Origin of the sequence: Klebsiella sp. K5-204, assembly GCF_030128585.1 — a bacterium.
In the GTDB taxonomy this organism is placed as follows: Bacteria; Pseudomonadota; Gammaproteobacteria; order Enterobacterales; family Enterobacteriaceae; genus Klebsiella; species Klebsiella quasipneumoniae.
In genome coordinates, this window is sequence record NZ_JAKUZS010000001.1 from 928,745 (window position 1) to 949,848 (window position 21,104).

General features: G+C 58.6%; 19 protein-coding genes and 1 riboswitch. Of the genes, 9 read left to right on the top strand and 10 right to left on the bottom strand.

Annotated elements, in window-relative coordinates:
- Positions 1-219 precede the first annotated feature (219 nt).
- The 7 genes from MKR05_RS04620 (at position 220) to pqqF (ending at position 6,872) form a co-directional block, all read left to right on the top strand.
- Positions 220-1,239: a dipeptidase gene (locus MKR05_RS04620; protein WP_064154573.1), complete on the top strand. Its 1,020-nt coding sequence runs from the start codon at positions 220-222 to the stop codon at positions 1,237-1,239.
- 136 nt (positions 1,240-1,375) lie between these two features.
- Positions 1,376-1,447, top strand: a complete 72-nt coding sequence (gene pqqA / locus MKR05_RS04625) for a pyrroloquinoline quinone precursor peptide PqqA (protein ID WP_002905689.1) — start codon at positions 1,376-1,378, stop codon at positions 1,445-1,447.
- 54 nt (positions 1,448-1,501) lie between these two features.
- Complete coding sequence (pqqB, locus tag MKR05_RS04630) at positions 1,502-2,428, top strand: pyrroloquinoline quinone biosynthesis protein PqqB (RefSeq protein WP_048297569.1); 927 nt, start codon at positions 1,502-1,504, stop codon at positions 2,426-2,428.
- Complete coding sequence (pqqC, locus tag MKR05_RS04635) at positions 2,422-3,177, top strand: pyrroloquinoline-quinone synthase PqqC (RefSeq protein WP_130952651.1); 756 nt, start codon at positions 2,422-2,424, stop codon at positions 3,175-3,177. Before pqqB ends, pqqC begins: the two co-directional genes overlap by 7 nt.
- Positions 3,178-3,179: 2 nt before the next feature.
- Complete coding sequence (pqqD, locus tag MKR05_RS04640) at positions 3,180-3,458, top strand: pyrroloquinoline quinone biosynthesis peptide chaperone PqqD (RefSeq protein WP_044523416.1); 279 nt, start codon at positions 3,180-3,182, stop codon at positions 3,456-3,458.
- A complete protein-coding gene (gene pqqE, locus MKR05_RS04645; protein WP_032452962.1) occupies positions 3,445-4,587 on the top strand; it encodes a pyrroloquinoline quinone biosynthesis protein PqqE in 1,143 nt (380 codons plus the stop codon). The genes pqqD and pqqE overlap by 14 nt, the downstream gene beginning before the upstream one ends.
- Positions 4,587-6,872 carry a pyrroloquinoline quinone biosynthesis protein PqqF gene (gene pqqF, locus MKR05_RS04650; RefSeq protein ID WP_238875655.1) on the top strand — a complete coding sequence of 762 codons (2,286 nt, stop codon included), beginning with the start codon at positions 4,587-4,589 and terminating at the stop codon, positions 6,870-6,872. Before pqqE ends, pqqF begins: the two co-directional genes overlap by 1 nt.
- On the opposite strand, the gene MKR05_RS04655 is transcribed toward pqqF, so the two are convergent.
- The 3 genes from MKR05_RS04655 to MKR05_RS04665 all read right to left on the bottom strand — a co-directional run bounded on the left by MKR05_RS04655 (position 6,869) and on the right by MKR05_RS04665 (position 10,480).
- The gene (locus MKR05_RS04655) at positions 6,869-7,606 is read right to left on the bottom strand and encodes a glutamine amidotransferase (protein WP_284118083.1); all 738 of its coding nucleotides are present in this window, start codon (positions 7,604-7,606) and stop codon (positions 6,869-6,871) included. The two genes, pqqF and MKR05_RS04655, sit on opposite strands and share 4 nt — an antisense overlap.
- A 109-nt stretch (positions 7,607-7,715) precedes the next feature.
- Positions 7,716-9,626 (bottom strand): penicillin-binding protein 2, encoded by a 1,911-nt coding sequence (gene mrdA / locus MKR05_RS04660; RefSeq protein WP_032452966.1) that lies wholly within the window; start codon positions 9,624-9,626, stop codon positions 7,716-7,718.
- Between the two features lie 221 nt (positions 9,627-9,847).
- On the bottom strand, positions 9,848-10,480 hold the full coding sequence (locus MKR05_RS04665) for a LysE family translocator (RefSeq protein ID WP_023289802.1): 633 nt from the start codon (positions 10,478-10,480) through the stop codon (positions 9,848-9,850).
- Between the two features lie 17 nt (positions 10,481-10,497).
- A riboswitch (ZMP/ZTP riboswitch) is annotated at positions 10,498-10,577 on the bottom strand.
- Positions 10,578-10,920: 343 nt separating this feature from the next.
- Between MKR05_RS04665 and katG the strand changes: the two genes are divergently transcribed.
- Positions 10,921-13,098, top strand: coding sequence for a catalase/peroxidase HPI (gene katG / locus MKR05_RS04670; protein ID WP_284118085.1), 2,178 nt, complete (start codon positions 10,921-10,923; stop codon positions 13,096-13,098).
- A 33-nt stretch (positions 13,099-13,131) separates the two neighbouring features.
- Here katG and zapE read toward each other — a convergent pair whose 3' ends face one another.
- Complete coding sequence (gene zapE / locus MKR05_RS04675) at positions 13,132-14,193, bottom strand: cell division protein ZapE (protein ID WP_049013683.1); 1,062 nt, start codon at positions 14,191-14,193, stop codon at positions 13,132-13,134.
- A gap of 96 nt (positions 14,194-14,289) precedes the next feature.
- On the bottom strand, positions 14,290-14,970 hold the full coding sequence (locus MKR05_RS04680; protein WP_064154571.1) for an MgtC family protein: 681 nt from the start codon (positions 14,968-14,970) through the stop codon (positions 14,290-14,292).
- A gap of 590 nt (positions 14,971-15,560) precedes the next feature.
- Between MKR05_RS04680 and MKR05_RS04685 the strand changes: the two genes are divergently transcribed.
- A complete protein-coding gene (locus tag MKR05_RS04685) occupies positions 15,561-16,967 on the top strand; it encodes an MFS transporter (protein WP_023289806.1) in 1,407 nt (468 codons plus the stop codon).
- A gap of 36 nt (positions 16,968-17,003) precedes the next feature.
- Here the strand turns inward: MKR05_RS04685 and MKR05_RS04690 are convergent, their stop codons facing one another.
- The 5 genes from MKR05_RS04690 to MKR05_RS04710 form a co-directional block, all read right to left on the bottom strand.
- Entirely contained in the window at positions 17,004-17,321 is a 318-nt protein-coding gene (locus MKR05_RS04690; protein WP_105490638.1) for a PTS lactose/cellobiose transporter subunit IIA, read from the bottom strand.
- Between the two features lie 9 nt (positions 17,322-17,330).
- Positions 17,331-17,654, bottom strand: a complete 324-nt coding sequence (locus tag MKR05_RS04695) for a PTS sugar transporter subunit IIB (protein WP_023289808.1) — start codon at positions 17,652-17,654, stop codon at positions 17,331-17,333.
- 25 nt (positions 17,655-17,679) lie between these two features.
- Entirely contained in the window at positions 17,680-18,645 is a 966-nt protein-coding gene (locus tag MKR05_RS04700) for an alpha/beta hydrolase (protein ID WP_238875656.1), read from the bottom strand.
- A gap of 32 nt (positions 18,646-18,677) precedes the next feature.
- Positions 18,678-19,961, bottom strand: a complete 1,284-nt coding sequence (locus MKR05_RS04705; protein ID WP_065881676.1) for a carbohydrate porin — start codon at positions 19,959-19,961, stop codon at positions 18,678-18,680.
- A 186-nt stretch (positions 19,962-20,147) separates the two neighbouring features.
- The gene (locus MKR05_RS04710; RefSeq protein ID WP_023289811.1) at positions 20,148-21,092 is read right to left on the bottom strand and encodes a helix-turn-helix transcriptional regulator; all 945 of its coding nucleotides are present in this window, start codon (positions 21,090-21,092) and stop codon (positions 20,148-20,150) included.
- Positions 21,093-21,104 lie beyond the last annotated feature (12 nt).

Genomic DNA, 21,104 nt, shown 5'->3' on the forward strand with positions numbered 1-21,104 from the left:
TCAAGAGAGTACGTAACCAGTTAAGCGGAAATTTGTATCCGCCGTGTTCCCGACCGGGGCCGTTTTTATCTCTTCATGTCAGCGATCCGCCGCGGGATACAGTGTGATACATAATCAATGTTGGCAATTGTTGCTGGCTTGTGAATTTCTGCTTGCCCCCGGGCATAAATCCGCTACCGTGACAGCCATTTTTACCACCTGATAACCCAGGAGCCCGCTGTGGCGATTTTTGATGGTCACAATGACCTGCTGCTGAATCTCTGGCTTCACCATCGCGAGGATCCGGTGAACGCTTTCTTTGCCGGGATAGAGAACGGCCACCTCGATTATCCGCGAATTCGCCAGGGCGGTCTGGCCGGCGGCCTGTTCGCCCTCTTTGTACCGCCGCAGGAGTATATCGCCCGCGTGGCGCCCCAGTACGCCAGTCAGGAGTGGGACCCATTAACGATCCTCTGGCAGCAGCTGGCTATCCTCAAGGCGATTTGCGCCCATGACGCCAGCCGCGCGCGGCTGTGCCTGAGCGCGGCGGATATCGAACGCTGCCGTCAGGATAATGCGCTGGCGATGGTGGCGCACATCGAAGGCGCCGGCGGGTTTGACGCCCAGGGCGAAGATCTGCAGGACTTTTATCGCGCCGGGGTGCGCAGCATTGGTCCGTTCTGGAACATCGCCAATCGCTTTGGCTGCGGGGTCACCGGCGCCTTTCCCGGCAGTCCGGACAGCGGGCCGGGTCTTACCGGCGAGGGCATCGCGCTCATTGCCCAGGCCAACGCCCTGAAGATGCAGATCGATGTTTCGCACATGAATGAACAGGCCTTTTGGGATACCGCCCGTCACTCCACCGCCCCGCTGGTGGCCACCCACTCCAATGCCCACGCCCTGTGCCCACAGCCGCGCAACCTGACCGATCGGCAACTGCGGGCGATCCGCGACAGCGGCGGCGTAGTGGGCGTTAATTTCGGCAACGCCTTCCTGCGCGCCGACGGACGGCGCGATAGCGACACGCCCTTCGCCACCATCATCCGGCATATCGACTATCTTATTAACATAATGGGTGAGGATCATGTGGCCCTTGGTTCGGATTTTGACGGCGTCACCCTGCCGGACGCGCTGGGGGATGTGGCCGGCTTACCGCGGCTTATCAATGCCTTGCGTGACAGCGGCTATGATCAATTGGTGCTGGATAAGCTGCTGTGGCGTAACTGGCTGCGGGTATTAAAAAATGTTTGGCAACAATAGGTTATATTGTAAACATAAAGTTAATTCCTTACAGATTCCGGGTTGATCTCTCTCCCGGTGAAGCGCAATATGCGGCGGCCGTCACAGATCCTGCATTATCCGTGAGGCCTGTCGTCATTTTTAAGAGGAACAAAACATGTGGAAGAAACCTGCTTTTATCGATTTACGTCTCGGTCTGGAAGTGACGCTGTACATTTCTAACCGCTAATCGCCCCGCCCGCCGTTCGCGCGGGCCTCTTTTTTCATTACCCGGTCCGTCTTCATGTTCATTAAAGTCCTCGGTTCCGCCGCCGGCGGCGGTTTCCCGCAATGGAACTGCAACTGCGCCAACTGTCAGGGTCTGCGCGACGGCACGATCCAGGCCAGCGCCCGCACCCAGTCGTCGATCATCGTCAGCGATAACGGTCAAGAGTGGGTGCTGTGCAACGCCTCGCCGGATATCAGCCAGCAGATTGCCCACACGCCCGAGTTAAATAAAACCGGCGTGCTGCGCGGAACGCATATCGGCGGCATTATTCTCACCGACAGCCAGATCGACCACACTACCGGGTTACTCAGCCTGCGCGAAGGCTGCCCGCATCAGGTGTGGTGCACCCCGGAGGTCCATGAGGATCTCTCCACCGGCTTCCCGGTGTTTACCATGCTGCGCCACTGGAACGGCGGCCTGGTGCATCACCCCATCGCGCCGCAGCAGCCTTTTACCGTTGACGCCTGTCCTGATTTGCGGTTTACCGCGGTGCCTATCGCCAGCAATGCGCCGCCCTATTCGCCGTATCGCGACCGGCCACTGCCGGGCCATAACGTGGCGCTGTTTATCGAAAACCGCCGCAACGGGCAGACGCTGTTCTACGCTCCGGGGCTCGGTGAGCCGGATGAGACCATTCTGCCCTGGCTGCAAAAAGCGGACTGTCTGCTGATCGATGGCACCGTCTGGCAGGATGACGAACTGCAGGCCGCCGGCGTCGGGCGCAATACCGGCCGCGATATGGGCCACCTGGCGCTCGGCGATGAGCACGGGATGATGGCCCTGCTGGCCTCCCTGCCGGCAAAACGCAAAATTCTTATTCATATCAATAACACCAACCCGATCCTTAACGAGCGCTCTCCCCAGCGTCAGGCGCTGACGCAGCAGGGGATTGAAGTGAGCTGGGACGGGATGGCTATCACCCTTCAGGATATCGCATGCTGATCACCGACACGCTGTCGCCGCAGGCCTTTGAAGCGGCCCTGCGGGCTAAAGGCGCCTTCTACCATATTCACCACCCTTACCACATCGCCATGCATAACGGCGACGCGACCCGCGAGCAAATTCAGGGCTGGGTGGCGAACCGGTTTTATTACCAGACCACTATCCCGCTGAAAGACGCGGCGATCATGGCCAACTGCCCGGACGCGCAGACCCGGCGCAAATGGGTGCAGCGGATCCTCGACCACGATGGCAGCCACGGCGAGGACGGCGGGATTGAAGCCTGGCTGCGGCTGGGGGAAGCGGTCGGTCTGAGCCGCGACGATCTGCTCAGCGAGCGCCACGTGCTGCCCGGCGTGCGCTTCGCGGTGGATGCCTATCTTAACTTCGCCCGTCGCGCCTGCTGGCAGGAGGCGGCCTGCAGCTCCCTGACCGAGCTGTTCGCCCCGCAGATCCATCAGTCGCGCCTCGACAGCTGGCCGCAGCACTATCCGTGGATCAAAGAGGAAGGCTATTTTTACTTCCGCAGCCGTCTGAGCCAGGCTAACCGCGACGTTGAGCATGGCCTGGCGCTGGCGAGGGCCTACTGCGACAGCGCTGAAAAACAGAACCGGATGCTGGAGATCCTGCAGTTTAAGCTCGACATTTTATGGTCGATGCTCGACGCCATGACCATGGCCTATGCCCTGCAGCGCCCGCCCTATCATACGGTCACCGACAAGGCGGCCTGGCACTCGACCCGACTGGTGTAACCATGCAAAAAACCTCCATCGTCGCCTTTCGTCGCGGCTACCGCCTGCAGTGGGAAGCCGCCCAGGAGAGCCATGTGATCCTCTATCCGGAGGGAATGGCCAAACTCAATGAGACCGCCGCGGCGATCCTCGAGCTGGTGGATGGCCGGCGCGACGTCGCGGCGATTATCGCCATGCTCAACGACCGCTTCCCGGAAGCCGGGGGCGTTGATGACGACGTCATCGAGTTCCTGCAGATAGCCTGTCAACAGAAGTGGATCACCTGCCGTGAGCCAGCGTAAACCCGCCGTCAATCCGCCGCTGTGGCTGCTGGCGGAGCTAACCTATCGCTGCCCGCTGCAGTGCCCGTACTGTTCGAATCCGCTGGACTTCGCCCAACAGGAAAAAGAGCTGACCACCGAACAATGGATCGAGGTCTTTCGCCAGGCGCGGGCGATGGGCAGCGTACAGCTGGGCTTTTCCGGCGGCGAGCCGCTGACGCGTAAAGATCTGCCGGAGCTGATCCGCGCCGCGCGCGACCTCGGGTTTTATACCAACCTGATCACCTCCGGGATAGGGCTGACGGAGAGCAAACTCGACGCCTTCAGCGAGGCCGGTCTGGACCATATCCAGATTAGCTTCCAGGCCAGCGATGAAGTGCTCAACGCCGCGCTGGCCGGCAACAAAAAAGCCTTCCAGCAGAAGCTGGCGATGGCCAGAGCGGTGAAAGCGCGCGACTATCCGATGGTGCTCAACTTCGTTCTGCACCGGCACAACATCGATCAGCTGGATAAAATTATCGCGCTGTGCATTGAGCTGGAAGCGGATGACGTAGAGCTGGCCACCTGCCAGTTCTACGGTTGGGCGTTCCTCAATCGCGAGGGGCTGCTGCCGACCCGGGAGCAGATCGCCCGCGCCGAGCAGGTGGTCGCCGACTACCGGCAGAAAATGGCCGCCAGCGGCAACCTCACCAACCTGCTGTTTGTCACCCCGGACTATTACGAAGAGCGGCCGAAAGGCTGCATGGGCGGCTGGGGATCGATTTTCCTCAGCGTCACCCCGGAAGGCACCGCCCTGCCGTGCCACAGCGCGCGCCAGCTGCCGGTGGCGTTTCCGTCGGTGCTGGAGCAGAGTCTGGAGTCGATCTGGTATGACTCGTTCGGCTTCAATCGTTACCGCGGGTATGACTGGATGCCGGAGCCGTGCCGCTCCTGTGATGAAAAAGAGAAAGACTTCGGCGGCTGCCGCTGCCAGGCCTTTATGCTGACCGGCAGCGCCGATAACGCCGACCCGGTGTGCAGCAAATCCCCGCATCATCACAAAATCCTCGACGCCCGGCGCGAAGCGGCCTGCAGCGAGATAAAAGTCAGCCAGCTGCAGTTCCGCAACCGGGCCAGCTCGCAGCTGATCTACAAAACCCGGGACCTGTAATGACGCTGGCGACCCGCACCGTCACGCTGCCGGGCGGCCTGCAGGCCACCCTGGTCCATCAGCCGCAGGCCGAACGGGCGGCGGCCCTGGCGCGGGTCGCCGCCGGCAGCCACCACGAACCGTCGCGCTTCCCCGGGCTGGCGCACCTGCTGGAACACCTGTTGTTTTACGGCGGTGAGCGCTACCAGGATGATGACCGGCTGATGGGCTGGGTGCAGCGCCAGGGCGGAAGCGTGAATGCCACCACCCTGGCCCGCCATAGCGCGTTCTTTTTCGAGGTCGCCGCCGATGGTCTGGCTGACGGTGTCGCGCGTCTACAGGAGATGCTGCAGGCGCCGCGGCTGCTCAGGGAAGATATTCAGCGCGAAGTGGCGGTGATTGACGCCGAGTACCGCCTTATCCAGCAGCATGAGCCGTCGCGCCGGGAAGCCGCCGTTCGTCACGCCGCCAGCGCGCCCGCGGCGTTTCGCCGCTTTCAGGTAGGCAGCGCCGACGCGCTGGCGGGCGATCTCCCTGCGCTGCAGACGGCCTTACGCGATTTTCACCACACCCATTACGTCGCCCGGCGGATGCAGCTCTGGCTGCAGGGGCCGCAGTCGCTGGAGGCGCTCGGCGAGCTGGCGGTCCGTTTCGCCGCCGGGCTTGCCGCAGGCGAGGCTCCGCCGCCGGCGCCGCCGCTGCGCCTGGACGAGACCACTGAACTGCAGCTGGCGGTCGACGCCCAGCCCGCCCTGTGGCGCTGTCCGCTGATCGCCTTAAGTGACAACGTCACCTTACTGCGCGAGTTTTTGCTCGATGAAGCCCCCGGCAGCCTGATGGCCGGGCTGCGCCAGCGTGGTCAGGCGCAAGAGGTAGCGCTGAACTGGCTGTATCAGGATCGGCACCTCGGCTGGCTGGCGCTGGTCTTCGCCAGCGACCAGCCGGAACAGGTCGACCGGCAGATAACCCACTGGCTGCAGGCGCTACAGCGGACGACGCCAGACCAGCAGCAACACTACTATCAGCTCTCCCGGCGCCGTTTTCAGGCGCTGTCGCCCCTCGATCAGCTGCGCCAGCGGGCTTTCGGCTTTGCCCCCGGCGCGCCGCCCGCCGGGTTCGCCGATTTTTGCGCCGCCCTGCAGGCCGCCCCTACGGTCAGCCTGGCCTGCGAGACCCTTTCCCCAGGGGAGCCTGTTGCCACCCAGGGCTTTAGCCTGCCGCTCAGCCGCTGGCGCCGCCGCCCGGTCACTGCCCCGGCGCTGAAATTCGCTTTTTATCCGCAAGCCGCTGGCGGCCTCGTGGCCGAAAGCCCGGCGCAAGCCGCGCCGCTGCTCCACCTCCCGTTACCGGGAGAGCCGCCGAGGCTCCTGCTCCGACCGCCCTTCTCCTGCTCGCCCACTCAGGCCGAGGGGCTGGCGCGCGGGGAACAGCTGCGCCCGCTGCTCGCCGCGCTGCGCCACGCCGGGGGCCACGGCGAGTGGCATCGCTTCGACGGCAGCTGGCAGCTGCTCCTGCAGTTGCCAGCTGCCGGCCGGCGGCCGGAGGCTATTCTGCAGGCCATCGTGCGGCAGCTCGCGCTCCCGGCCGACCCGCTGACCCCGCCGCCGGAGAGTATTGCTATCCGTCATCTCATGGCCCAGCTCCCCGAACGGTTGGTCACATCAGAGCATCAGGCAGGTTGGCTGGCGGCCCTGGCCGGCGGCAGCGCGGAGGATGCGCGGTGGGTCGCGCGCCAGCTGAGCCTGCTTACCGTCCCGGTCAACCCGCCGGGCAGCCTCCCCGGCCCCTGCCGGCGCGGCGTCGAACGGCTGGCTTTCCCCGGGGGCGATACGGCGCTGCTGGTCTTTATTCCGCTGCCGGATGGCGCCTCGCTGGCGGCTCTGCGGGTGCTGGCGCAGCGCTACGAACCGCTCTTCTTCCAGCGCCTGCGGGTAGAGCAGCAGATTGGCTATGTGGTGAGCTGCCGCTATCAGCGCGTCGCCGATCGCGACGGGCTGCTGATGGCGCTCCAGTCCCCGGACCGCCGCGCCGTGGAACTGCTGCGCTGTTGCAAAACCTTTCTGCGCCAGCTGCCGCCGCTGGATGAGGCGGCCTTCAGGCCGCTACAGCAGCGCCTGGCCGCACAGGTCCGCGCCCGGACGCCGCCCGAGGCGCAGGCGCTGGCCGCCCTGCGTCAGAAGTATGCTTTACCGGAGCTGACGGCGCAGGCGGCTGACGCGCTGCGCGTCGAAGCGGTCGTTGACCTGGCCCACGAGATGTCCCGCCGACGTCGCCGCTGGCGGGTGCTGTTCACTGCTGGGGATTAATGGCCGGGTGCATCAGGGGGCAGAAAGGCGCTGACGAAGCGCGTGAGGATTGCCGCGGCCTGCGGGCTCTCCTGCACCTCATTGTATAACCGCTGCGGGTCGATGCCCTCTGCCTGCAGCACCGCCTCCCGGTAGCGGATCAGCGCGCGGGCAATCGGCGCGGTGAACTCCGGGTGAAACTGCGTGGAGACCGCATGCGGCCCGTAGCGCACGATCTGGTGGGGGTCGTGTGCGGACGCGGCCAGCACCGTGGCCCCCTCCGGCAGGCGGGTAATGGTTTGCATATGGCTCAGATGCGCGGGAAAGGCGGCCGGCAGGTCCCGGAGCAGCGGGTCGTCGACACCCCACGGCGATAGCGAAACGGTTTGGTTGCCGCTTTCCCGTCCGGCTGGATGATACGCCACCTCGCCACCCAGGGCATGAGCCATCAGCTGATGGCCATAGCAAACGCCGAACAGCGGCATGCCGATAGCCACCGCCTGACGGATCCAGTCGGCGGTCCGTTCGCTCCACGCCAGGCGGTCGGAAACCATCGCCCAGGAGCCGGTCAGCACCGCCACCGTCTGGCGATCCGGCGCCGGCAGCGGCTCGTCCTCAAACACCCGTACCGCGGTGAGCTGCGCCTGCCACGGCGCCAGCAGCGTGCGGAACCAGCGCGGCAGATCGCCATGCTCCTCGCGGATGGCTGCCGGGGGCGTCCCGGTCTGAACCAGCAATAATCGCTTACGTGTCACCCTTCCTCCTCACTCGTCATGTTCCTTAAAAATACTATGCCGCCGGGAAGATAAGGGGACAAATAACCAATTTCTATGAACGATGCGCCTGCGGAATAAGTCCTGCCGCTTACTGGGCGTCCGCGCTCTCCCGCTGCGGCACGTCGGCGGCCGCCGCCGGCGCCTGCTGCGGGACAAAAATATGGTCCAGGATGGCGCGCGCCGTCGGTCCGGCCACCACCCCGTCCCCGCCGCCGTTCTCCAGGATCAGCGCCATCGCCACCTTCGGATGCTGATAAGGGGCAAAGAGGGTATAGAAAATGTGGTCGCGCAGACGCACCGGGATCATTTTGGCGTTATAGGTCTGGTTTTGCTTCAGACTGAACACCTGCGAGGTCCCGGACTTTGCCGCAATCTGATACGGCGCGGTGTGGAACAGTTTGTAGCCGGTGCCGTTGGGCAGATTCGCCATCCCATACATGCCGTTGCGCACAATGCCCCAGTACGGGGATTTCGGATCGCCGACCTGCGGCAGGTTCGCCGGCTGCTGATAACGTTCCACATGATTGCCCTGCTTCATCGAATAGAGCAGATGCGGATCCTGCACCTTACCGTTGTTCAGCAGCGTGGTGAGCGCTTTCACCATCTGGATGGGAGTGGCGATCCAGTATCCCTGGCCGATGCCGACGGAGATGGTATCCCCCTGATACCAGGGCTTTTTATGCACCCGCTGCTTCCACGCCCGGCTCGGCAGCACCCCGGCATACTCCTCATTGAGATCGATGCCGGTAGACTGGCCGTAGCCGAACTTGCTCAGCCACTCATGGATCCGGTCGATACCCATCTCGAAGGCCACCTGGTAGAAAAAGGTGTCTGCGGACTCTTCAATGGCTTTGGTGACGTTGAGCATGCCGTGGCCGGTTTTCAGCCAGTCGCGATAGCGGCGTTGCGTGCCCGGCAGCGTCCACGTCGGCGCCCCGAAGAAGGTGGTATTCGGCGTGATCACGCCCGCGGAGAGCGCCGAGAGCGCCATATAGGGCTTCACCGTCGAGGCCGGGGGATACAGCCCCTGGGTGACACGGTTGATTAACGGTCGGTCGGGGTTATCCAGCAGCGATTTATAGGCCTGATAGCCGATGCCTTTGACGAACGGGTTAGGATCGTAGCTGGGGCTGGAGACCATCGCCAGTACCCCGCCATCACGAGGATCGACCACCACCACCGCCGCGCGCTGCCCCTTCAGCACCGACTCGATATACTGCTGCAGGTGCAGGTCAAGGGTCAGATAGAGGTTTTTCCCGGCCACCGGCGGTACCTCTTTCAGCAGACGTACCACCCGGCCGTGGTTATCCACCTCCACCTCCTGGTAGCCGGTGGTGCCGTGGAGCGCTTTTTCGTAATAGCCTTCGATTCCCTGCTTGCCAATATTGTGGTCGGCAGCATAGTTCTCCTCTTCACCGTCTTTCGCCAGCCGCTGCAGGTCGCTGTCGTTGATTTTCGACACATAGCCCACCACGTGCGCCAGCTCTGCGCCGTAGGGGTATTCACGCTGCTGGTAGCTCTCCACCGTCACCCCGGGGAAACGGAATTCGTTGACCGCGAAGCGGGCCACCTCCACGTCGCTGAGGTCGGACTTGAGGGTAACCGCTTTATAGCGGCTGCTGTGGTGCATATCGTCGCGGAAACTGGCGATGTCGTCCGGCGTCAGGTCGACAATCGGCGTCAGGCTTTGCAGCAGCGCGGCCATATCGGGAATTTTGCTCGGGATCACCTGCAGGCGATACAGGGTAATATTCTGCACCAGCGGAATGCCGTTGCGATCGAATATCAGCCCGCGGCTGGGGGCGATGGGCAGCATTTTGATATCGTTTTGGTTGGAGCGGGTCTGGTAGAAATCGTGCTGCTCCACCTGCAGATGGTAGAGGTTGAAAATCAGCACGCCAAAGCAGACCACCACCAGCAGAAAGGCGATTGCGGCCCGGCGGATAAACAGCATCTCTTCCGCGGAGTGGTCGCGAATTTCATCTCTCAAAAGGGGCATTAGCGGTACATCACCTGGATCACGGGAAAAACCAACGGCGTAACGGCCGGGAAGCATAGCCTTATCGCGGCGTTAGCCCTACTGAAAGGTTGCTAATGATCTGGCAGAAATGTTTCAGCATGTTAGAGCGTGGAGAGCCTTTCCCTGTGGGAGAAAGGCATCAGGGCGCGAGGTTGGCCAGCGACAGGTCTCGCTGGCTCGCCTTTCCTCGGTAAACCCGGTTATTTTCTGGCCTCAAAAGCGATCTTAACCGCCATCCCGGCCAGTACCGTCGCCATCAGCCAGCGTTGAAATTGTTGCCAGCCCGGCCGCCGACCAAGAAAAAGCGCCACCTGCCCGGCCAGCAAGATAATCAGGCCGTTCACCGCCACGCTGATTAATACCTGGGTACAGCCTAATATTAACGACTGGCTGAGCACGCTGCCGAGTCCGGGGGTGATAAATTGCGGCAGCAGGGACAAATACAGGATGGCAACTTTGGGGTTCGCCAGGCTGGTGATAAATCCCATCAGAAACAGCTTACGCCCACTGTCCGCGGGTAAGTCGCGCACCGCGAATATCGGCCGCCCTCCCGGTTTAATCGCCTGCCACGCCAGATAGAGCAAATAAGCGACCCCGCACAAACGCAATGCATCGTAGGCATAAGGGACCGCGAAAACCAACGCGGTAATGCCGAAAGCGGCACACAACATATAGAAGAAAAAACCCACGGCCACCCCGGCAAGGGAGATAAAGCCAGCGCGTTTTCCCTGGCAAATCGAACGCGAAGTGAGATACATCATATTGGGGCCAGGGGTTAACACTAACCCCAGCGCCACCGCGGCAAAGGCCATTAAAGAAGCTAATTCAGGCATAACTTATCTCCAGATAGCGGTAATGCCCAGGCGCGCGGCGACATTGACCATGCTCCCCAACAGTATTCTGTCTTTAGCGCCAGTCACATGGTGTCTAAGTATTAGCTTATTCTGTGTCTGCAAACAACCCCTGCGTCGGGCATTCGTTACGCTCGCGCAGCGGAAAACCCTCATCCTTTTCTCATAGTAAAATTGTCATATCTCAAACAATTAGCATTCCTTCTACCCGTTTGACACAGATCGTTTCCTTTGCCGTCTCGTTACGACTATGGTTAATGATGAGGTTTATTTTTTACCCCTGGATCCGCCAGGGCATATAAGAGGGTGTTTCGCCCTTCGTTGAACGGAATTAGCTATTAAATCCGTAGACTCATTCAAATATCGCTTATTGGTAGCAGTGTATATCGTAACGGCATTCACAAAAGCAAACGGAGCCTGATATGAGCACGTCTAACGACCCATCCAACAACGCATCCGCCGGAAAGTGCCCTTTCCACGCCGAGACGCCCAAGCAGAGCGCCGGCAGCGGCACCGGCAACCGCGACTGGTGGCCTAACCAGCTGCGTGTCGATCTGCTGAACCAGCACTCCAGTCGTTCCAACCCGTTGGGTGAGGATTTTAACTACAGGGAAGAGTTTAAAAAGCTCGATTACTCCGCGCTGAAGGCTGACCTCAGAGCGCTGCTGACCGATTCGCAAGAGTGGTGGCCGGCAGACTGGGGCAGCTATATCGGTCTGTTTATTCGTATGGCCTGGCACGGCGCTGGCACCTACCGCACCGTTGACGGTCGCGGCGGCGCGGGTCGTGGACAGCAGCGCTTTGCGCCGCTGAACTCCTGGCCTGATAACGTCAGCCTCGATAAGGCCCGCCGTCTGCTGTGGCCGGTGAAACAGAAATATGGCCAGAAAATCTCCTGGGCCGACCTTTACATGCTGGCGGGTAACGTGGCGCTGGAAAACGCCGGCTTCCGCACCTTTGGCTTCGGCGCCGGCCGTGAAGATGTCTGGGAACCGGATCTGGACGTCGACTGGGGCGATGAGAAAGAGTGGCTGGCCCACCGTCACCCGGAAAGCCTGGCGAAACAGGCCATCGGCGCCACTGAAATGGGGCTGATCTACGTTAACCCGGAAGGCCCTAACGCCAGCGGCGAGCCGCTGTCCGCCGCGGCGGCCATTCGCGCCACCTTCGGCAATATGGCGATGGACGATGAAGAGATTGTCGCGCTGATCGCCGGCGGCCACACCCTGGGTAAAACCCACGGCGCAGCCGAGACCAGCCACGTCGGCGCCGAGCCGGAAGCCGCCCCGCTGGAAGCCCAGGGTCTGGGCTGGCACTCCAGCTACGGCAGCGGCGCAGGCGCGGATGCCATCACCTCCGGTCTGGAAGTGGTCTGGACGCAGACGCCCACCCAGTGGAGCAACTACTTTTTCGAGAACCTGTTCAAATACGAATGGGTGCAGACCCGCAGCCCGGCGGGCGCTATCCAGTTCGAAGCCAAAGACGCGCCGGAAATTATCCCGGATCCGTTTAACCCGGGTAAAAAGCGCAAACCGACCATGCTGGTCACCGACCTGACCCTGCGCTTCGACCCGGAGTTTGAGAAGATCTCCCGTCGCTTCCTCAACGATCCGCAGGCCTTTAACGAGGCGTTCGCCCGAGCGTGGTTCAAGCTGACCCACCGCGATATGGGGCCGAAATCCCGTTACCTCGGGCCGGAAGTGCCGAAAGAAGATCTCATTTGGCAGGATCCGCTGCCGGCGGCGACCCATCAGCCGAGCGCGGACGACATCGCCAGCCTGAAAACCGCCATCGCCGGCGCCGGCCTGTCGGTGAGTGAGCTGGTGTCGGTCGCCTGGGCCTCCGCCTCCACCTTCCGCGGCGGTGATAAGCGCGGCGGCGCCAACGGCGCGCGTCTGGCGCTGGCCCCGCAGAAAGACTGGCCGGTCAATGCTATCGCCAGTCGGGTGCTGCCGACCCTGCAGGCGATCCAGCGCGCCTCCGGCAAAGCGTCGCTGGCCGATATCATCGTGCTGGCTGGCGTGGTCGGCGTGGAGCAGGCTGCGGCGGCGGCCGGCGTCAGCGTCAACGTGCCGTTTACTCCAGGCCGCGTCGACGCCCTGCCTGAGCAGACCGACGTCGAGTCGTTTGACTTGCTGCAGCCGCTGGCGGATGGCTTCCGCAACTACCGTCGCATTGAGGGCGGTGTGTCGACGGAAACGCTGCTGATCGATAAAGCGCAGCAGCTGACCTTAACTGCTCCGGAGATGACGGTTCTGGTGGGTGGGCTGCGCGTGCTGGGCGCCAACTACGACGGCAGCAAACACGGGGTGTTTACCGACCGCGTCGGCGTGCTCAACAATGACTTCTTCGTCAACCTGCTGGATATGGCCACCGTCTGGAAAGCGGCCGATGATCGGGCGGAGCTGTTTACCGGCAGCGACCGTAAAACCGGCGAAGCGAAGTACAGCGCCACCCGCGTGGATCTGGTGTTTGGCTCCAACTCGGTCCTGCGCGCGCTGGCGGAAGTCTACGCCTGCGCCGACGGGCAGCAGAAGCTGGTGCATGACTTTGTCGCCGCCTGGACCAAGGTTATGAACCTCGACCGTTTCGACCTGTGATCCCCTCGCCCCGGCACCCGCCGGGGCGTTTTTTTATACCGCCCGCGGCAGCTGTTGCAGGCGGCTCCGCGTTCGCTGAATATCCTCCAGTTCCACCCCGGCCACCAGCGTCTCCAGGTCGCAGCGGGTCACCAGCAGCAGGCGGATCTGCTTTTCATACAGCACATCAATCACGTTGATAAAGCGCTGCTGGGCCGCCGGCCCTACCGTGGCCAGCGGCGGCACCTCGTCCAGCAACCAGACGGCATAACGTTCGCTGAGCGCCAGATAGTCCATCACCGCCGTGGCGGCCTGGCAGAGCTGGGCAAAAGAGAAATGGAGCAAGTCGGGTGACGCCGCGGCCGCCTGCAGCGTGCGATAGCCTACCGCCAGCGGAACCGGTTCGGCAGGCAGCGAGGGCAGATCGTACAGCTGACGCTGTTGTTCGCTCGGGTTAACCCATAGCCGCCCGCTGCAGAAGGCGTTATCCTGGCTCAGGTGCCGTTCGCGATAATCCTCCTCGCCGTTAAGCGCGACGACCGCCAGATGGGCGCGGATCAGCGCGATCGACGGTAAAAAGCGATCGTGATACAGCGGATTAGGCAGCAGCATCTCCGGCGGGTAGTTAGAGGTTGCCAGCAGCACGATGCCCCGTTGAAAAAGGTGTTCCAGCAGCGCCTTTATCAGCATGGCGTCGCCGGGGTCGTGAAGATGAAATTCGTCAAAGCACAGCAGGCGGCAGCCGGAGGTCATCTGCATCATCACCGCCTTCAGGCCGGGCGCGCCGGGGGCATTCAGCCGCTGATGCAGTTCGCGGAAGAAGTGATGAAAATGGACCCGACGCCTGGCGGCGAGCGGCAGGCTGGCAAAAAAGTGGTCGAGAATAAAGCTTTTCCCTCGCCCGGTGCGTCCCCAAACGTACAGTCCCTGCGGCGTGCCGGGCGCGGACAACAGCTGCTGGCCCAGGGCGTCGAGGCGGGCGATGAGCGACAGCTGATCGTCGTCCAGCGTCAGACGGGCACGCGCCGCCTGCTCGGCCATCACGCGGGTAAAGCGAAAATCAGCCGTCGTCATAGTCTGGCCAGATTCCGACGACACACATCCATTATTTAACATTCTTATAACCTCCGGCAGGAGGCCATTCTAGCCGCTTTCCCGCAGGTTGGCGAATCGCGCGGCGAGCGGCCATGTCTGCAGCCCCGCCGCCTGTCTCTACGCTTCTCCAACGCGCCAGTGAACCGCGGTGACGTTCTGCTGGCCGGCCACCTGCGCCATAATCTGCGCCAGCGTTTTGTGATGCTGCTTATGGCTAATCAGCTCCGCACAAATCTCCAGCTGATCCGCCGTATCTGCCGCCGCCGACTGCAGCCCCTGCAGGGTGAACCTCTGCTGCTGAGCAATATTCAGCAGCAGCTGACGCACGGCCTTTTCATGCTCGCGTAAACAGGTGACGCGCAAGATATAGCGTTTCTCTTCGTCTCCAGCGCCCGGCAAGGCATGAATGCGCTGCGCCGCTTCGCGGAGCAGGATATTAGCGCACAGAATAATCAGCGTCGCCGCCGTCGCGTTCCAGAACTGTCCCAGGCCGCAGAGGACACCGATACCGGCCGAGCACCACAGGGTGGCGGCGGTATTGAGGCCGCGAACGTTCATGCCATCGCGCATGATCACTCCCGCCCCAAGGAAGCCGATACCGGAGACGATCTGCGCCGCAATGCGCCCGGGGCTGTCCGGCGACGCCGACATCGCGCTAAGAATAAACACCGCCGCGCCGGTGGCCACCAGCGCATTGGTCCGCAAGCCGGCCATACGTTGCCGCCACTGTCTTTCCGCGCCGATCAGCGCTCCCAGCAGCATCGCCGCGAGTAAATGTGTCATATAAGGAAATACCATCGCGCCTTCCTCCAGATAACAGAAAGCCAAAAATTATTGATGTCGCGCTCAGCCGCGCCGGGCAATTAGCGGGCGGGTGATGGTGGAGGAAATAAGCTGGTGGGAAACAGAAACATAACGGTGCCTCTCGCGTACGGTCGCGAATCACTACATTAAGGGAGGCAATCCGGTAATCAAAGATTGCTGCCCGCCGGTTCGGCAAGCAGCGAAAACAGTCGCGTTAGCTTGCCGGAGAAAAACAATAAGGATGACTGTCCAACGCATGACTCCTGTATGAAAGTGGGCACATTATAGCCCGGCGTAATAGCGGGTAAAGCGGGAAAACGCCGCCGGTGAGGATTCGTTTACTCTGTCTGGCCCGGGCCCTGGGCAGCGCGATAACGCCAGGCGGGGAACATTGCCGCCCACGGTGATTTACTTCAATTCTTCCCCTGGCGTGCGGCGAAAAGCAGCATGAATCTCAACTTTCCTCCTGTACGGCGCGATCTTGCGCTAAAGATTGCCGTTAACGCTGAAGATTAAAAATTTAAAACTATTAACAATCACTTAACATTAGCAGGCAAACCATTCTTCCTGAGGAACACAACACCATGTCTACCACCCAGGTTCTCGGCGAAACGCCCTATGCTTCGCCAGGACAACCGCACGCCAGCTTAACCGGACGCATTGACGCGCTGCCCGCCTCCTTCGGGTTATGGTCGTTTATCACCCTGCTCTCCCTCGGCGGCTTCTTCGAGCTCTATGACTTGTTCCAGACCGGGTACATCAGCGCGGGCCTGCTGGCGGAGGGTATTTTCCACACCGGCGCGGCGGGGATCTTTGGCATCGCCGATCAGGCGGCCTTTGCCTCCGCCACCTTTATGGGGCTGTTTATCGGCGCGAGCCTGCTGGCGCCGCTGGCGGACAAGCTGGGACGCCGGCTGACCTTTATGGTGGCGCTCGCCTGGTACGGCTTTTTCTCGCTGCTGATGGCGACCCAGAGCAGCGCGGAAGGGGTGATCTTCTTCCGCTTTATGGTGGGAATCGGCCTCGGCATTGAGCTGGTGACCATTGACACTTACCTCAGCGAATGGGTCCCTACCCACCTGCGCAATAAAGCCTTCGCCTTTGCCTTCTTTATCCAGTTTCTGTCGGTTCCGGCGGTGGCGCTGATGTCCTGGATATTGGTGCCAACCACCCTCTTCGGCCTCAGCGGCTGGCGCTGGGTGATCATCTTCGGCGCGCTGTTCTCGCTGGCGATCTGGTTTATCCGCAAAAAACTGCCGGAGTCAGCCCGCTGGCTGGAAACCAAAGGGCGGCATGATGAGGCGCATGCGGTGATGTGCGCGATGGAAGCCCGCTGCGGCCTGACGCCGTCGCCGAAGCATGCGCAGGCGGCGGAGAGCGTCGTCAAACGCGGCACCTTCCGCGAAATCTGGGCGCCGCAGTATCGGCAGCGCACCCTGATGCTGATGGTGATGAATTTCTTCCAGGCGATCGGTTTCTTCGGCTTTGGCAACTGGCTGCCGGCATTGCTCTCCGGTCAGGGCGCCAGCATTACCCACAGTCTGCTGTACGCCTTCTTTATCACCCTCGCCTATCCGCTGGGCTGCCTGTTCTGCACCCGCTTCGTGCATCGCTTTGAGAACAAGTGGCAGATCGTCCTCTCCGCGCTGATGACCGTCATCTTCGGCACCCTGTTTGCCCTGCAGAACAGTCCGGTTCTGCTGGTGATCTGCGGGTTTATGATCACCTGGTCCAACGCCTGGCTGACCATCAGCTACCACGCCTACCAGGCCGAGGTCTTCCCGACCCATATTCGCGCCCGCGCCGTCGGCTTCTGCTACTCGTTCAGCCGGCTCTCGACCGCGGTGACCAGCATCCTGATCGGCATTATTCTGCAATATGCCGGCACGCCGGGGGTGATTAGCTTTATCGTCGTCAGTATGCTGATGGTGATGCTGTCGGTGGGGATCTTCGGCCCGAGAACCCGGGGCATTCGACTGGAGAATATCTGATGGCTGTCGCCGCCGCACCTCCGGCGGCGACATATCTTACCTGGCGCGATGCTGCAGCTGACGCTGAACCTCAATCAGTTCCGCGATCAACTCCCGTGCAAGCATGGCGGTCATAATATGATCCTGAGCATGTACAAGAATAAGATTAACCGGCACCTTGCCGCAGCCCTCATCCATACCGATAAGCATGGTTTGTACATCATGCGCGCGTTTTGCGGCATCAGCAGCGCCCTCCATCAGGCTATCAACGTCATGCCATGCCCCTTTTCTGGCGGCCTGCAGCGCCTGCATTGCCAGACTGCGGGATTCACCGGCGTTGATGATGAGTTCCATGACGGTTGCTTCCATATCCATACGGTTTCCCTACTTGTTGAGTGAACGTTCATCAAGCAGCGCCAGCGCCGCATCAAGAATTTTATCGCCACGCATCATGCCGTAATCCATACTATCGATAATGGCGACTTTCTTGCCCACCGCAGTGGCTTTTTTATTAAATTCTTCGAATTTATATTTAATTTGCGGTCCTAAAAGACAGCAATCGTAATTTGGCAACGTGCGGTCAAAATCATCCATTGAAACAGCAATGATATCGACGGCAATCCCTTTCGCCGCGGCCGCTTGCTTCATTTTATTCATTACCATGCTGGTTGACATGCCGGCAGCGCAGCACAAAAATATTTTTTTCATCTTATTGACCTGATCCTATAACGTATTATTGATGCTTACCTTTGAGATTTTTATCTAAAAAATTAATGATAATTTTCGATACTTCAGGCTGATACCACATTAAACCTGCGTGGTCCGCCCCTTGCACCACGTAATGAGTTGACGGTATTTTTTTAGCCACCAGCGCCTCGTGTAAAAGCGTTGACTGGCTGGGTGAGACCACATTGTCGGCATCGCCGTTCATTAGCAGAAAAGGCGGCGTTTTATCCGAAATCCAGGTAATGGGATTAGCCCTTTTGGCCTTTTCGGGATAGGCGGAGATAGCGCCACCACCTTGCCAGGGAATACCATTAACCAGCATCGCCTCAGGAATGGCCGGTGACTGATGCGCTTTTTGAATATCCGCGGAGAAGTCAGCGCCGACTTTCGTCAGGTCAGACAGGCCATAGAGATCAACTACCGCCTGCACATCGCTACTTTGATTTGAATACTCTCCCTGATCAAATTCCTTATGGCCACTGGTGGTGCCCAGCATGGCGGCTAAATACCCTCCCGCCGACTCGCCCATCACAGCGATATGGTTGGGATCGATGCCTAATTTTTCGGCATTGGCGCGTAGAAATCTGACCGCCGTTTTCGCATCTTCAACCATTCCCGGGAAAGTCACATTGGGTACGACTCGATAGGTAATGCTGGCGACGACGTAACCGGCCCGGGCAATATCCACCCGCTGACCGATAAATTTTGATTTGGGCGCATCGAGAAAGCCGCCGCCGGTAATAAATACTACGGCAGGTAATGGTTTATCAGCATAAGGCTTGAGTAAATCCATCGATAACTGGAGCGGTCGCCCCATGATATTTTGCGTAAATGAATAGGCAATATCAGGCACCATCTCAACGGCCAGAGCGCTGGGTTTAATAATAATCGTTTTGCTGTCTGCTAATGGTGTTTGCGCAAAAGCAGGCGGAATAATAAGCATCATCAGCATAGCAGCGACGTGTTTGTTCATAGAGTAATATCCTGTAGTGATGTAGTAATGTTTTAGAACCAGACTTCCATTCGATACCCGATTCGCCACTCCGAGTCTTCCGGCAATAACGTGACCTCTTTATCCCCGCCTGCGTAGGTGACCGTCAAACTGAGAATTGGCGCAACATACGGTAGGACATCCAGCTGTAGTGCCGGTCCGGCGGCAATTTTGTAGCCGACACCGCTGGCGCCTTCGACGCCATTTTTATTGATTGTGTTATTCACCATGACTTCATACAACATGGAAAGATTTTGGTGATGAATACTTTGCTTAACATTTACGCCGGTAAAGATCCCAGTTTCATTTGCGGAACCATAGATCATGTCCCCACCTGAATAGCCTGTATCAGGTATAAAGGTGGTTCGGTCAGTCGTTTTTTCACGCTTAGTATATTCATAGATGAAAGCCGGCGAGACGGCAAAATCATCAAACAACGTCAAGTTTCCGTCGGTGGAAAAGCGCATTGAAGAATCGCCCTCTTCGCTAAGGACGGTAATACGACTGGTGTTCAAATAAGGAGCGATCACCCCTTTGCCGTACTGTAATTTGACGGTAGATTGTCCCTTTGCCACCCCCCAAAAAGACGGCATGCTGTATTTCGCGGAAAAACTGATTGCTTGCTGCTTGCCGGTACCCAATGGGTCATCAATTTCTTTAACATAGGTCATACCCAGTTCTGTCTGATCGAAACGATAAGCCATATCAACGATGCGCCGCGATCCCTCTATCGCCTGCGGCGCGGTATCGCTGGACCAGTCGATCTGGTCGGTACCAACGTTTAAATCAAAATTTTTACTGTTATAACCGAGGCCGGAATCAATATGTACTTCTTTGGTATTGTAGGCGAAGATATTAATACGTTGATCGAGGTAACGACGCCCAGCCCATATGTTTGCGCCCTCGGGGAGAAAGGAGAGTCCGCCAAAGCGCCCATAATTCTGTGCCGTTTCTACCGTTTTATCGCCATAACCCACCATTTCATAGGTATAATCAGCCCATTGTTCGGGGGAAACCAGACCCTGCCATTTTTTGGTTATCGCCATGGATGTCCAGTAATCGTGCCAGAAACTGTTTCCTAAATCGCCCATTTTGCCGCGGGGATCCTGATTAGGACCTGTGGGGTCGGTATGCAACGACATATTTTTTGGCCGGTTTAATTCGCTCTGAAAATCTCCAGCGACCATGCCATATCCATTTAATTTAAAGCTGCCGTCGTCGCTGAGATTTGCCGCATGGCAAAAGGTAGCAGGAAGTAAACATGAGATAACGCCTGGAATAATAATTCTGGGGTTCATTCTTCTGACTCCATCAGGTAAGAGATATAAATAAATCAAATTATTATTTTTATTGCTTAACTGATTTTATTTAAAGAATGCCACCTGCGTTATAACCCTGCTTGCCTTTTTATATATCGGTTGTTGCCGATTTTACTTATTACAAAAACATGCAATAGCATGGACAGTGTGAGCCAATTTTACCATTCAGGAGTTCAGGTCACGATACTCCTTAATACTCATATTATATTTCTCTTTAAATACTTTATAACAATGTGAAGCATTTTCATAACCCGTCATATTGATAACGTCAATAATGGAGTGATTAGTATGCTTAAGAAGGTGGATTAAAACATCTATGCGTTTCTCAACCAACAAATCGCTAAAGTTCTTACCGGTAAAGTCTTTTATCAGTTTACTCACCTTATAATTAGGTTGATTTAGACGACAGGAAATCTCCTTCAGGCTGGCTGTTTTGTAATCTGTATCAATGTATCTCAACACGGCCATGGCAAGAGATTCATTGTAACTCCCATTGATATGATAATCGCTGGCTTGCACATTCGACAGTAACTCCGTCATCAACAGTCCCACCAGGAAATTGACGCGAATCTCTTTTAAGGAGTTATTGCTATAGATTTCGCTGATGATCACATGCATAATGCTTTGAATTGCGTCAATTTCCCCCACTTTAAAGTGAATATGTTCTCCATGTTTTTTCCTGCCATTAATTGCTGAAAGAATAAAACGGGAGATGATGTTATTTTCATCAAAAAGGGACATCAACCGCCCGAAAAACTCAGTCTTAATAATAAAATTGATGATAATATCATTCTGCCCTGCGGCTTCAATTTCGTGCCTGGCAAACTGGTTGATAAGCAGGATCTCACCCTTACCCAGGGTGAGATTTTCGTCATTAATCTTCTGATGCATTTTACCCTGATATATATAAATAAGCTCAATAAATCCATGAGAATGCAACGGAATTTTCGTAAATCGGGTCTGCTTTTCAATATGAATGTAATTATCTTTGAAAAACCTTCGCTCCATATGGCTTTTGAATTTATGACACAGTTGATAGTTAGCGCGAAGCAGTTCGAGTTCTCTATCGGTATAAGCTAGTAGCTTTTCATGAATATCATGATGTAACATAAAAGTACCTAA

What these genes read in the sequence shown, in the direction of transcription:
- pqqB (WP_048297569.1), top strand. Translation starts at nt 1,502, where the DNA reads ATGTTCATTAAAGTCCTCGGTTCCGCCGCCGGCGGCGGTTTCCCGCAA.
- pqqC (WP_130952651.1), top strand. Translation starts at nt 2,422, where the DNA reads ATGCTGATCACCGACACGCTGTCGCCGCAGGCCTTTGAAGCGGCCCTG.
- pqqD (WP_044523416.1), top strand. Translation starts at nt 3,180, where the DNA reads ATGCAAAAAACCTCCATCGTCGCCTTTCGTCGCGGCTACCGCCTGCAG.
- pqqF (WP_238875655.1), top strand. Translation starts at nt 4,587, where the DNA reads ATGACGCTGGCGACCCGCACCGTCACGCTGCCGGGCGGCCTGCAGGCC.
- mrdA (WP_032452966.1), bottom strand. Translation starts at nt 9,626, where the DNA reads ATGCCCCTTTTGAGAGATGAAATTCGCGACCACTCCGCGGAAGAGATG.
- MKR05_RS04665 (WP_023289802.1), bottom strand. Translation starts at nt 10,480, where the DNA reads ATGCCTGAATTAGCTTCTTTAATGGCCTTTGCCGCGGTGGCGCTGGGG.
- katG (WP_284118085.1), top strand. Translation starts at nt 10,921, where the DNA reads ATGAGCACGTCTAACGACCCATCCAACAACGCATCCGCCGGAAAGTGC.
- zapE (WP_049013683.1), bottom strand. Translation starts at nt 14,193, where the DNA reads ATGTTAAATAATGGATGTGTGTCGTCGGAATCTGGCCAGACTATGACG.
- MKR05_RS04680 (WP_064154571.1), bottom strand. Translation starts at nt 14,970, where the DNA reads ATGGTATTTCCTTATATGACACATTTACTCGCGGCGATGCTGCTGGGA.
- MKR05_RS04685 (WP_023289806.1), top strand. Translation starts at nt 15,561, where the DNA reads ATGTCTACCACCCAGGTTCTCGGCGAAACGCCCTATGCTTCGCCAGGA.
- MKR05_RS04690 (WP_105490638.1), bottom strand. Translation starts at nt 17,321, where the DNA reads ATGGATATGGAAGCAACCGTCATGGAACTCATCATCAACGCCGGTGAA.
- MKR05_RS04695 (WP_023289808.1), bottom strand. Translation starts at nt 17,654, where the DNA reads ATGAAAAAAATATTTTTGTGCTGCGCTGCCGGCATGTCAACCAGCATG.
- MKR05_RS04700 (WP_238875656.1), bottom strand. Translation starts at nt 18,645, where the DNA reads ATGAACAAACACGTCGCTGCTATGCTGATGATGCTTATTATTCCGCCT.
- MKR05_RS04705 (WP_065881676.1), bottom strand. Translation starts at nt 19,961, where the DNA reads ATGAACCCCAGAATTATTATTCCAGGCGTTATCTCATGTTTACTTCCT.
- MKR05_RS04710 (WP_023289811.1), bottom strand. Translation starts at nt 21,092, where the DNA reads ATGTTACATCATGATATTCATGAAAAGCTACTAGCTTATACCGATAGA.